This is a genomic window from Kribbella turkmenica, from assembly GCF_004348725.1.
Taxonomy (GTDB): Bacteria; Actinomycetota; Actinomycetes; order Propionibacteriales; family Kribbellaceae; genus Kribbella; species Kribbella turkmenica.
In genome coordinates, this window is sequence record NZ_SMKR01000207.1 from 1 (window position 1) to 11,650 (window position 11,650).

The following is an 11,650-nucleotide window of genomic DNA, read 5'->3' on the forward strand; positions in this document are numbered from 1 at the left end:
GTTGTGGGTCGTGGCCGGCGTGCTGGCGGTGGCGTACCTCGCCGGTGGCAGCGGGAAGGTCCTCGTCCCGAAGGAGAAGATCTACGCGTTCGGGCCGAGTGCGCACTGGACCGAGGAGTTCAGCCCGGCAGCGGTGAAGGCGATCGGCGTGCTGGAGGTGCTGGGCGGGATCGGGCTGATCCTGCCGGCCGTCCTCGACATCGCGCCGGGCGTGGTGCCGGTGGCCGCGGTGGGCCTGGCGCTGATCATGGTCGGCGCCCTGATCACGCGGGGCCGGCGGCGCGAGTACAAGTTCATGGTGGCCGACCTGGTCTACCTCGTGCTGGCCGGGTTCGTCGCCTGGGGCCGGTTCGGGCCGGAGTCGTTCACCGCGTGACGCAGAACAGCCCCCTCGACGCCGAGGGGGCTGTTCTGTGCGGTCAGCGGGTGACGGCGGTTTCGAGCTCGACCCGGGAGAGCTTCTCGGGGTTGCGGACGATGTAGAGGCCGGTGATCAGGCCGTCCTCGACGCGCATGGCGACGACGTCGTCGATCTCGTCGCCGATGCGGATGATCAGCGCGGGGCTGCCGTTGATCTGGACGGGCTCGACCGAGACGTCGCCGGGGAGCTTCGGCAGGCCGGCCTCGAGCAGGCGGGCCACCTTGTCGACGCCGACGATCGGGCGCGGGACGGCCTGGCGGACGCCGCCGCCGTCACCCAGGAGGACGACGTCCGGCGCGAGCCGGTCGAGCAGACCCTGGAGGTCGCCGGTCTCGATCGCCCGCTGGAACGCCTCGAGCGCGTCCCGCGACTCGGCCGCCGACACCAGCCCGCGCGGCCGGCGGGCGGCGACATGGTTCCGGGCCCGGTGAGCGATCTGCCGGACGGCGACCTGCGACTTGCCGACCGCCTCGGCGATCTCGTCGTACTCGAGGGCGAAGACCTCGCGCAGGACGAACACGGCCCGTTCGGTCGGGGTGAGAGTCTCGAGAACGAGCAGCATCGCCATCGACACGCTGTCGGCCAATTCGACGTCCTCGGCCACGTCGGGTGCGGTCAGGAGCGGTTCGGGCAGCCATGGGCCGACGTACGACTCGCGCCGGCGACCGAGCGTGCGCAACCGGGTGAGCGCCTGGCGGGTGGTGATCTGGACCAGGTACGCGCGGTGGTTCCGGACCTCGTCGAGGTCGACGTCGACCCACCGCAGCCAGGTCTCCTGCAGGACGTCCTCCGCGTCGGCCGCCGAACCGAGCAGCTCGTACGCGACGGTGAACAGCAGGTTGCGATGGGTGACGAAGGCCTCGGTGGCGGAGTCCATGCGCTCGCTCATAGGTGCATCCTCTCGACTTTCTCGTGCACGGGACGCCGGCCCCCACCAGTCTGTGACATCCGGTTCTGGTGGCTCAGGTCACAGTCACAGGCGTCGGGCCGCCCGCGTCTCGTGGTCGAAACGCCTACGAGCAAGGACGAGGTCAATGCGATTCAACCTGATGGAGAACCCGTTCGCGATGCGGCTCGGCAAGCGGTTCGCGGGTCTCAACCAGCTGCTCGAGCAGTCGCCGCTGCCGAAGGCCACGCGGGAGCTCGTCAGCCTGCGCGCCAGCCAGATCAACGGCTGCGGTGCCTGCATCGACATGCACACCAAGGAGGCCGCGGCCGCCGGTGAGACGTCGGTCCGGCTGCACCTGGTCGCCGGCTGGCGCGAGTCCACGGTGTTCACCGAGGCCGAGCGGGCCGCGCTGGCGCTGGCCGAGGAGGGCACCCGGCTCGCCGACGCCCACCCGGGTGTGTCCGACGAGACCTGGGCCACGGTGCGCGAGCACTACGACGACGACCAGATCGCCGCCCTGGTCACGCTGGTCGGCCTGATCAACGCGGCGAACCGGATGCAGGTGATCGTCCGCAACCCGGGCGGCTCGTACCAGCCGGGGATGTTCGCCGCACTGGTCGAGTGACGACGCGCGGCCCGGCCCGCCGGAATAGCGGTGGGCCGGGCCGTGGTTTCCTCTGAGGACCGACAGTTCGAGAGGAGCGGGCGTTGAAACCGACCGAGTTCGTGAAGGTGAACACTCAGTTCTGGGGCGATCACCTCAAGAGTGTCAGTGACCATCTGCCGGGCAGCCACGCAGGCGAACTGCCGGGGCAACTGCTCTACCCCCGACTGATGGTGCTGACCGAGACCCCGGACTGGAACATCGTCGAACTGGTCGGCGTCAGCCGCGAGTACCGCGCCCTCGAAGTACGGCGGCAGAAGGCGAACAGCATCGAGGAGTACTTCGGCCTCGCCGACGGCTCGCCGGTGCTGTCGTTGCCCGGCGAGAACATCGTCAAGGACGCGACCGTCGCCACCGACGCCGCCCGCCGGGAACTGGTCGACTGGTTCCCGGGGATCGAGAAGATCCTCGGCACGGAGTACGTCGGCCCGGGCGACCAGCTGCTCAAGTTCGCGCCCGGCAACTACTCGACGTTCGACCGGGTCCTGCTCGCGCACTCGGCCGGCCGGGCGGTCCGGCTGCACTGGACCTTCTTCGCGCTCTCGATCCACCGGTCCGAGCCGGCCGGCAAGTACCTGGACTTCCTCCGGAACTTCGCGAACGCGGCACCGCACCTCGACCCGGTCGGCACGGTCAGCGCCCCGCGCGGCGACGAGGCCCTGAAGAGCGAGGCGTTCGCCAGCACGTACCTCGCGCACGGCCTGCAGAACGCCACCCCCGAAAGCTTCCTCGCCGAGCACGAGAACATCCTGCTGACGGCGTTCGACGCGACCCGGCTGATCCCCCGGCCGTCGCTCGAGGGCCCGGACGGCACGGTCACCCCCGACTTCATCCTCGAGCGCGCCGACGGCACGCACATCGTCGGCGACCTCGGCCTGCCGCTCCGCGAGGCCGGCAAGAAGCACCGCCGCTCGGCCACGGTCGGCGAAGGCGCGGCCCAGCTCGCGAAGTACGCCGGGTACTTCGACGAGGCCGAGAACCGCACCTTCGTGCAGACGAAGTACGGCGTCGAGGTGAGCGAACCGCGCAAGGTCCTGGTCGTCGCCAGCCACCAGACCGTGACCGCCGACGACCTCACGGACGCGGCGGCCGAGATCATCGACTACGACACGATCCTCCGCCTGTACCTGGCCGCGAAGTCCTAGTCCCCCAGCCGACTCAGGACATCAGACCGGCAGGATGCAGACCGGCTTCGGCCAGGTCACCGGGTCGCCGTCGGGGGTGAGGGTGCCGTCTCCGGCGGCGATCGTGAAGGTGGCGATGGTGTCGGAGCGCTCGTTGGCGGCGTACAGCCGGGTCCCGTCGTTGCTGAAGGCAAGGTGGCGGGGCCAGTCGCCGCCGGAGTCGATCGTCTGCACGAGCTCGACCGACAGGCCGTCGCCGGCGATCGCGAACACGGCGACCGTGTTGTCGCCGCGGTTCGAGCCGTACAGGTGGCGGCCGTCGGCGGAGATCAGCAGCTCGGCCGGGAAGTTGTCGCCCGGGGAGTCGGCCGGCCGGGTGGACGCGGTCTGCACGATCTGCAGCTTCCCGTCGGTGTAGCTGCACACGGTGAGCGTGGAGTCGAGCTCGTTGATCACGTACGCCGCACCCGCGCTCGGGTGGAACACCAGGTGCCGCGGACCCGCGCCCGGGTGGATGCGCAGCCGGTCGGCCTCCTCCAGCCGGCCGTCCTCGGTCAGCGTGGACACGTAGACCGAGTCCGAGCCGAGGTCGACGTCGAGCGTGTAGGCGCCGGACGGGTCGAACGCGATCTGGTGCGCGTGCGGACCCTCCTGGCGCTCCTGGTTCGGCCCGGTGCCCTCGCGCTGCAGCACCTGGGTCGCCTCGCCGAGCGATCCGTCGGCGCCGATCGGGTGGACGGCGACCGACCCGGACGTGTAGTTCGCCGACAGCAGGAACCGGCCGGACGGGTCGATGTCCAGGTGGCACGGGTGGTCGCCGCCGGTCGGCTGCTCGTTCAGCGGCTCCAGCCCACCGTCCGGCTGGATCGCGAACGCGCTGACGCTGCCGCTCTCGGTCTCGTTGGTGACGTAGAGGAACCGCCCGTCGGCGGACCTGACCAGGAAGGACGGGTCGGTGGTCGTGGCGACCAGCCCGATCCCCGCCGGTGGCCCGAACCCGATGCCCTGGCCGCCGCCCGGCTGACTCGTGTAGCTCCCGACATAGATCCGCTCAGTGGTCATGGCTCCTACCCTGCCAGGTCGTGGTGGCTGTGGCACGCCCCGTCCACAGTCAGCGCAGCCGCGCCTAGCCTGGGGCGCGTGGACACGCAGGCGTTCGCGCGATGGATCGGAGTCGGCGAGTACGACGGCCCGCCGCGGCTCGACGCTTTGTCGCAGTTGCACGAGGCGTTCGTCGACCAGGTGCCGTACGAATCCATGCAGTTCCAGCTGGCACCGGGCGGGCCACTCGACCCGGAGGAGACGGCGAAGCGGATCATCGCGCGGGAGACCGGTGGCTACTGCTTCCAGCTGAACGGACCTTTGCCCTCCTGCTCACCGAGCTCGGCTATCGCGTGCGGATCCATCGCGGCGGCGCACAGACACCGAACCGCGCCGGTGACGTCGACGCCATCCACCTGCCACTGCCCCAGCCCGGGGTGTGGGCGACATTTCGACAGGAGGTGTTTGCGGATGACGCGCGGACGTACGCTCACACGACCGGCCCCGCCTCCTCAGTGGAGGTATACGTCCTGTCGATCTGTCCAAGCGGGGCGGATGCGCGTCTCCTGCGCTCTCCCCGAACCGGCCCGCCGTGGTTGTCCTGAAGCTGTCAGGTGGCGAGCGCGAACATGGTGCTCGGGAGGACGGACAGTACGGCGGCGGTCGCGGCGCAGAGCGAGATCATGGCGACCGCCGGGGACTCGATGTCGACCGAGAACGGGTCGTCGGCGGGCAGCCGGAACAGTTCGGCGACCCAGCGCAGGTAGACCGCGAGGCCGATCATCACGTTGATGGCCATCACGATCGCGAGCCAGCCGAGGTGCGCGTCGATGACGGCCTGGAACGCGGCGAACTTGGTGAACAGCCCGGCGAGACCCGGCGGCAGACCGGCCAGCACGACCAGGAAGAAGATCAGCGCGACCGCCAGCCCCGGCTCGGAGCGCACCATGCCGCGGTAGTCCGTCAGCAGCCCACCCGGCCGGTGCCGCTGCACCACGGCGACCGAGCCGAACGCGCCCAGCGTCACCACGACGTACGCCGCCAGGTACCCGACGACCGCCTGTGCGTCACCGACCGCGAGCGGCGCCAGCAGGAAGCCGACCTGGCCGATCGACGACCAGGCCAGCAGCCGGACCGCCTCGACCTGCCGGAGCGCGGCCAGGTTGCCGACCGTCATCGTCACGGCCGCGAGGACCGCGACCACCGTGCGCAGATCCGAGCCGTTCGGCGCGATCCCGGTCGTCACGAGCACGAGCAGACCGGCGACGCCGGCCGACTTCGACACCACCGCGAGGAAGGCGGTCACCTCGACCGGCGCCCCGACGTAGGTGTCCGGAAGCCAGGCGTGGAACGGCACCGCCGCGATCTTGAACGCGAACCCGACGATCACGAACAGCCCGGCCGCGAACGCGACCCGCTCCAGGTCGGGGTCGAGCCCGGCCAGCCGGTTCGCGATCGTGGTCAGGTAGAGCGAGCCGGTCACGCCGTACAGGTAGGAGATGCCGAACAGCATCACCGCGGTCGACAGGACCGACACCAGGAACGCCTTCAGCGCGCCCTCGGAGCCGCGGCGGTCCCGGCGCAGCGCGACCATCGCGAAGCTCGGCAGCGACACGACCTCGAGACCGATCACGACCGTGGCGAGGTCGCGCGCCCCGGCGAGCACGGTCGCGCCGGAGAGCGCGCTGAGCAGCAGGAAGTGATACTCGCCGACCGGGATGTCCGACGCCAGCAGCCGGTACGCCGACAGTCCGACGACGCCGAGGCCGCCGATCAGCAGCACCGCCCACAACCCGGCGGTCATCGGCTCGAACACCAGGCTGCACTCGGCCGGCCCTTCGACCGCCGGCCGGCAGAACGCCGGTTTGAAGTCGTCCCGCTGCGCCCACACGAACACGAGTCCGAACAGGATCACCGCGCCGGTCAGCAACGTGACTACGGTGTGCCGGAGCTGAGCGGTCGCACTCCGCCAGAAGGCGTCGACCAACAGTACGGCGACCGCCCCGATCGCCAGCGCGAGCGGCACGGCAACCGCCTGCCAGTCAGTCCAGGTCAGGGTCACAGATTCCCCCATTGGTGCAGCAGGAGGCCGGGCCAGACGCCGAGGAGGACCGTGAGCGCGACCAGGGGTGCCCAGGTGATCAGTTCGATCCGGCTCAGGTCGACCGCGAACGCCGTGGCCGGGTGCTCGGCGGGGTCACCCTGGCAGAGATTGCGGACCAGGCGGAGGAAGTAGGCCGCGGTCAGCACGGTCCCGAGCCCGGCGATCACCATCAGCACCAGGTAGGTGGTCCGCGGCAACAGGTCACTGGGGTCGTACGCGCCGAGCAGGACCAGCATCTCGCCCCAGAATCCGGCCAGCCCGGGCAGCCCGAGCGACGCCAGGCAGGCGAACGTCAGCAGTGCACCGATCCGTGGCAACCGCGCGTACAGCGCCCGTCCGATCGCCCGCAGGTCGCTGGTGTCGTGCCGGTCCTTGATCGCTCCGGCGAGGAAGAACAGCAGGCCGGTGATGATCCCGTGGGCGATGTTCGCGAACAGCGCGCCGCGCAGGCCGGCCGGCGACAGCGTGGAGATCCCGAGCCCGATGAAGCCCATGTGCCCGACGCTCGAGTACGCGATCAGCCGCTTCACGTCGGTCTGCGCCAAGCAGGCCAGCGACCCGGCGATGATCGCCACGGTGGAGAACCCGGCCAGGTACGGCGCGATCGTCACGGTCGCGTCCGGCAGCACCGGGAGCAGGATCCGGATCATGCCGTACGTGCCGAGCTTCAGCAGCACGCCCGCCAGCAGGACCGACCCGACCGTCGGCGCCTTGGCGTGCGCGTCGGGCAGCCAGATGTGCAGCGGCCACAGCGGCACCTTGACCGCGAGCCCGACCGCGATCAGGATCGCCGCGGCCAGCGGGATGCCGTGCCCGCCGAGCACCGGCGCGTTCGTCAACCGGACGATGTCGAACGTGCCCGCCTGCCGGTACACGAGCAGGAACCCGAGCAGCATCAGCGCCGACCCGAGCACCGTCATCAGCACGAACGTGGTCGCGGCCCGTTTGCGGCCGGCCGGATCGTGCTCGTCACCCCAGATGTCGATGACCAGCCACATCGGGATCAGCACGATCTCGAAGCAGAGGAAGAACAGCACCAGGTCCATCGCGGAGAACGTGCCGATCACGCCGGCCTCGATGACCAGCAGCAACGCGATCAGCGACCGGGTCCGGCCGATCCGCGGCGTGATCCGCAACGAGTACAGGCAGCACAGGAACACCAGCAGCGCGGTCAGCACGATCAGCGGCATCGAGATCGAGTCCACCGCGACGTGGAACCGCACCCCGAGCGCGGGGATCCACGGCACGTCCGTCGCCGCCCGCAGCGCGCGCTCGTCCGGTGTGTACGCGAACCAGCCGTCGTTCCACGGCCAGAGAATCAGCGACCCGGCCAGCACGAGTCCGGACACCACCGAGCCGTAGAGCGCCGCCAGCCGATCGCCGATCGCGGCCGGCAGCGCCCACAACGCAAGAGCCGCCAGCAACGGCAGCGCGAGAATCCCCAGCAAGATCGCGTTCACGACCCGATCACCCCAGCCAGCACAGCGATCGCCACCACGCCGACCACAGCCGCCGTCAGGTAGGTCTGCACATTTCCGGTCTGCATCCTCCGGAAGCCTTGCGACACCAGGGTCCCCGTGCGTCCCGTCGCCCGTACGTAGGCCCCGATCACGTCCCGGTCCCCCGCGACCGTCAGCCGGGCCAGCCAGCGCGCCGGTACGGCGAACAGCCGGTGGTACAGCGGGTCGACGCCGAACTCACGCTCGAGCACCACCGGCCGCGGATCCGCACCCCGCGACCACAAGGAGTACGCCGGCAGCGCCCCGAGCAGCACCAGCACGGTCGTGACCAGTCCGACGACCCAGTTGAGGTGGACGCCGTCGGCGTACCCGAGGACGACCGAGGCGATCGCGAGCAGGACCAGCGGGGACAGCATCACCCACGGTGCGTCGCGCAGCTTGGAGGTGTCGGGCTCGTCCAGGTCGGCCATCGGGTCGTCGTCCTCGAAGGCTCCGATCCCGCCGGCCAGCGCGGGCGTCCGGAAGAACACCCACAACCACAGCCTTAGGCAGTAGAACGCGGTCAGCGCCGCGGTCAGGCACACCGACACCAGCACGACCCAGCCAAGACCCGAGCCGTCCTGCGCGTGATGCCAGGCCGCCTCGACCACGGTGTCCTTGGAGAAGAACCCGGCGAACCCCGGTACGCCGGCGAGCGCGGCCAGACCGACCGTCATGGTCGCGAACGTGACCGGCAAGGCCTTCCGCAACCGGCCACGGCGCGTGTACCGACGCAGTACGACGAAGGCCGCACTGCCGATCTGGTGGAGCAGGACGCCGGCGCAGAGGAACAGCAGACCCTTGAACGCCGCGTGCGTGACCAGGTGGAAAAGCGCGGCATGACGGCCGTCGGACGTGCCCAGCGACAGCCCGGCGAACATGATCGCCAGCTGGCTCACGGTCGACCAGGCGAGCACTCGCTTCACCTCGACCGCGGCCATCGCGCAGAGCGCGGCGAACAGCATCGTCACCGAGGCGACGATCGCGAGCACGGTCAGCGTGGTCGCGGACGCGGCGAAGAGGTCGTACAGGCGGGCGATCAGGAAGACGCCGGCGGCAACCATCGTGGCGGCGTGGATCAGCGCGCTGACCGGGCTCGGGCCGGGCATGGCGTCCGGAAGCCAGGTCTGCAGCGGCACCTGGGCCGACTTGCCGACGACACCGACCAGGAGCAGCAGCGTCCCGGTGGTCAGCACGCCCGAGGACAGCTCGGCCGGGTCGAGCTCGGAGATCCGGAACGTGCCGGCGCCGACGCCGAGGACGAAGATGCCGAACAGGAAGCCGACATCGCCGAGCCGGGTCATCAGGAACGCCTTGACCGCGCCGGAGCGGGCGTCGCGGCGCTCCCAGTAGTGACCGATCAGCAGGTACGAGCACGCGCCCATCACCTCCCAGCCGATCAGCAGCAGGAACAGGCTGTCCGCGACCACGACCGTCACCATCGCCGCGGTGAACAACGCGACCAGAGCGTGGTACGACGCCGGACGCTCGTGCAGGTAGCCGAGTGAGTACACCTGAACGCAGGTCGCGACCACCCCGACGACTGCGAGCAGCAGTACTGTCAGGTCGTCGGTGCGGACGGCGAAACCGAGTGTGAGACCGTCGATCGACGAGTTCAGGAACGAGGACCGGCCCGGCTCGGCGCCCGCCAGCAGGCCGGCCGTCAGGACCACGAGCAGGGAGAAGCCGACGCCGAGCACGCGCCAGGCGGTCGCGATCACGTGGCCGCACCCTTCCGCTGCTCGGTGGCGTCCTGCTCGACCAGGTCGCGGGCGGCGTCCGCGTCGACGTGCCCGTGGCCGCGGAACAGCAGCAGCACGATCGCGAGCCCGAGCCCGATCTCGGCCGCGGCCAGCGTGATCACGAACACCGCCAGCGTCTGACCGGTGGCCAGACCGTCGAGCCGCCAGGCGTCGAAGGCGACCAGGTTCAGGTTCACCGCGTTCAGCATCAGCTCGAAGGACATCAGCAGGGTGATCGCGTTGCGGCGCGCGAGTACGCCGTACACGCCGATGCAGAAGAGCAGGACCGCCAGCAGGAGCGGGAGGATCAACGGCACGTCAGTCCTCCTTCTTGCGCTGGGACAGGGCGATCGCTCCGATCAGCGCGGCCAGCAGGAGCACCGAGAGCACCTCGAAGGGCAGCACCCAGGTCTTGAACACCGCCGTGCCGACCGCCTCCGCCGACCCGTCCGGCACCGGATCGACCTTCTCGTTGCCGAAAGCAAGGACTACTCCGGTGCCGAGGAGCAGCGCCAGGGCAGCGGCGATCGCGGCGGCGAACGGGCTGCGTCCGGAGGTGAGCGTGGGCAGCGGATTCGTCGGTGCCTTGGTGAGCATCAGCGCGAACAGCACGAGTACGACGATCGCGCCGACGTACACCAGGATCTGGACCAGCGCGACGAACTCGGCGTGCAGCGCGCCGAAGCAGCCGGCCACCGCGCCGAGGGCGACCACCAGCCAGAGGGCGGCGTGCACGATCCGGCGCGAGGTGACGACGATGACGGACGCGACGACGGCGACTGCTCCGGCAACACAGAAGAGTGCGGTCGTCACGCCTCACCCTCCGGCGGAGCGGTCTCCGACCCCGTGACGGCCGGGCCGGGGTCGATCGGCTGCGGTGCCGGCACCGTCCACATCCAGTCGCGCAGCCGGTCCTTCTCGTGCGTCAGGTTGCGGATGTCGGTATCGGCGTACTCGAACTCCGGCGACCAGAACAACGCGTCGAACGGGCAGGCCTCGATGCAGATCCCGCAGTACATGCACAGGCTGAAGTCGATCGCGAACCGGTCCAGCACGTTCCGGCTGCGCTCCCGCGCCTGCTCACCGACCGACGGCGCGGTCTCGGTGTGCGAGTCGATGTAGATGCACCAGCTCGGGCACTCCCGGGCGCACAGCATGCAGGAGGTGCAGTTCTCCTCCAGCAGCGCGATCACGCCCCGGGTCCGCGGCGGCAGCTCGGGCTGGACATCCGGGTACTGCTCGGTGACGGAGCGGCGGGCCAGTGTCTTGGCGGTGACCTTCAGCCCCTCGATCAGCCCCTTGCCAGGTACAGCCACGCCTCCTCCTCCCGTCCGGTAGGACCCTGCTAGCAGGACACTAGTCGGTTCCGGCCCAAACTGGCGCGACCAGGCGTCAGAGTTCTCGCTCCAGGCGGGCGGCAACCTGCCGGTACCGGCTGACCGGTACCAGGTGAACGCCGCTGAAGGCGCCGGAGTCACGGAGCTTCACGATCAGCTCGCAGGCGTGGTCGACGCCGGCGTCCCGGTCCTGCTCCACCGCCGCGATCAGTCCGTCCGGGATGCTCAGCTGCGGCAGTGCCGCCAGGTTGTGGGCCATCTCCGCGCTCGCCAGCACCATCACCCCGGCGTACACCGGGACGTCCAGGTCGACGCTGTCCCGCCAGCGCAGCAGCTCGTCCAGGTCGTAGCTGACCTGGACGAACAGGAAGTCCGCCTCGGCCTTCCACCGCGGCACCGGCCGCAGCCGCGTGGTCGCCCCGACCTGGAACGGGTTGCACCCCGGGTACGACGTACCCCGCGCCTGCTCGATCATCGTCCGGACCGTCAACTGGCTCGTCCGGGCCCCCTCGGCCGGGTCGTCACCGTGCACGAACAGGAACTGCTCCACGCCGTACGCCGCCGCCGTGAGCAGATCGCGGCGGAACCCGAGCAGATTCCGGTCCCGGGAGTTCAGGCACGCGATCCCCCGCGACCCCATCGCCTGCACCTCGTTCGCGACCGCCACACTCGACACCGTCGCCCGCCCGATGTGGTTGTCAGGGATCAGGAACGCATCCGCGATCGGACTCATCACCCCGATCTGGTGCCGCACCCGCTTCAGATCCGGCCGCGTCGGCGGCTCCACCTCACACACCAACTCGAACCCGTCCCCGGCCATCCCCCGACC

Annotated in this window: 12 protein-coding genes and 1 pseudogene; 3 read left to right on the forward strand and 10 right to left on the reverse strand. The window is 70.1% G+C overall.

Annotated features, from left to right (window positions below; translation table 11 throughout):
• The first annotated feature begins 1 nt into the window (after position 1).
• Positions 2–376 (forward strand): DoxX family protein, encoded by a 375-nt coding sequence (locus tag E1218_RS31840; RefSeq protein WP_233712603.1) that lies wholly within the window; start codon positions 2–4, stop codon positions 374–376.
• Positions 377–419: 43 nt separating this feature from the next.
• On the opposite strand, the gene E1218_RS31845 is transcribed toward E1218_RS31840, so the two are convergent.
• Positions 420–1,310, reverse strand: a complete 891-nt coding sequence (locus tag E1218_RS31845) for an RNA polymerase sigma-70 factor (RefSeq protein WP_132326756.1) — start codon at positions 1,308–1,310, stop codon at positions 420–422.
• 145 nt (positions 1,311–1,455) lie between these two features.
• On the opposite strand from E1218_RS31845, the gene E1218_RS31850 reads away from it, so the two are divergent.
• Positions 1,456–1,935, forward strand: coding sequence for a carboxymuconolactone decarboxylase family protein (locus E1218_RS31850; protein ID WP_132326757.1), 480 nt, complete (start codon positions 1,456–1,458; stop codon positions 1,933–1,935).
• Positions 1,936–2,018: 83 nt separating this feature from the next.
• Complete coding sequence (locus tag E1218_RS31855; protein ID WP_132326758.1) at positions 2,019–3,119, forward strand: hypothetical protein; 1,101 nt, start codon at positions 2,019–2,021, stop codon at positions 3,117–3,119.
• Positions 3,120–3,140: 21 nt separating this feature from the next.
• Here the strand turns inward: E1218_RS31855 and E1218_RS31860 are convergent, their stop codons facing one another.
• From E1218_RS31860 to E1218_RS31900, 9 genes and pseudogenes are all read right to left on the reverse strand, one after another.
• Positions 3,141–4,160 carry a lactonase family protein gene (locus tag E1218_RS31860; RefSeq protein WP_132326759.1) on the reverse strand — a complete coding sequence of 340 codons (1,020 nt, stop codon included), beginning with the start codon at positions 4,158–4,160 and terminating at the stop codon, positions 3,141–3,143.
• Between the two features lie 275 nt (positions 4,161–4,435).
• Entirely contained in the window at positions 4,436–4,633 is a 198-nt protein-coding gene (locus tag E1218_RS36340) for a hypothetical protein (RefSeq protein WP_165949503.1), read from the reverse strand.
• A gap of 116 nt (positions 4,634–4,749) precedes the next feature.
• Positions 4,750–6,213 (reverse strand): NADH-quinone oxidoreductase subunit N, encoded by a 1,464-nt coding sequence (locus tag E1218_RS31870; RefSeq protein ID WP_233712604.1) that lies wholly within the window; start codon positions 6,211–6,213, stop codon positions 4,750–4,752.
• Positions 6,198–7,703: a complex I subunit 4 family protein gene (locus E1218_RS31875; RefSeq protein WP_132326760.1), complete on the reverse strand. Its 1,506-nt coding sequence runs from the start codon at positions 7,701–7,703 to the stop codon at positions 6,198–6,200. The genes E1218_RS31870 and E1218_RS31875 overlap by 16 nt, the downstream gene beginning before the upstream one ends.
• Complete coding sequence (locus tag E1218_RS31880; protein WP_132326761.1) at positions 7,700–9,463, reverse strand: NADH-quinone oxidoreductase subunit 5 family protein; 1,764 nt, start codon at positions 9,461–9,463, stop codon at positions 7,700–7,702. The genes E1218_RS31875 and E1218_RS31880 overlap by 4 nt, the downstream gene beginning before the upstream one ends.
• Positions 9,460–9,801 (reverse strand): NADH-quinone oxidoreductase subunit NuoK, encoded by a 342-nt coding sequence (gene nuoK / locus E1218_RS31885; protein ID WP_132326762.1) that lies wholly within the window; start codon positions 9,799–9,801, stop codon positions 9,460–9,462. The genes E1218_RS31880 and nuoK overlap by 4 nt, the downstream gene beginning before the upstream one ends.
• A gap of 1 nt (position 9,802) precedes the next feature.
• Positions 9,803–10,297, reverse strand: coding sequence for an NADH-quinone oxidoreductase subunit J family protein (locus tag E1218_RS31890; RefSeq protein ID WP_132326763.1), 495 nt, complete (start codon positions 10,295–10,297; stop codon positions 9,803–9,805).
• Positions 10,298–10,449: 152 nt separating this feature from the next.
• A pseudogene (locus tag E1218_RS37590) lies at positions 10,450–10,677 on the reverse strand (4Fe-4S binding protein); the annotation flags it as partial.
• A gap of 199 nt (positions 10,678–10,876) precedes the next feature.
• Complete coding sequence (locus tag E1218_RS31900) at positions 10,877–11,641, reverse strand: methylenetetrahydrofolate reductase (RefSeq protein WP_132326766.1); 765 nt, start codon at positions 11,639–11,641, stop codon at positions 10,877–10,879.
• Between the last annotated feature and the right edge of the window lie 9 nt (positions 11,642–11,650).

What these genes read in the sequence shown, in the direction of transcription:
- E1218_RS31870 (WP_233712604.1), bottom strand. Translation starts at nt 6,213, where the DNA reads ATGGGGGAATCTGTGACCCTGACCTGGACTGACTGGCAGGCGGTTGCC.
- E1218_RS31845 (WP_132326756.1), bottom strand. Translation starts at nt 1,310, where the DNA reads ATGAGCGAGCGCATGGACTCCGCCACCGAGGCCTTCGTCACCCATCGC.
- E1218_RS31900 (WP_132326766.1), bottom strand. Translation starts at nt 11,641, where the DNA reads ATGGCCGGGGACGGGTTCGAGTTGGTGTGTGAGGTGGAGCCGCCGACG.
- E1218_RS31860 (WP_132326759.1), bottom strand. Translation starts at nt 4,160, where the DNA reads ATGACCACTGAGCGGATCTATGTCGGGAGCTACACGAGTCAGCCGGGC.
- E1218_RS31850 (WP_132326757.1), top strand. Translation starts at nt 1,456, where the DNA reads ATGCGATTCAACCTGATGGAGAACCCGTTCGCGATGCGGCTCGGCAAG.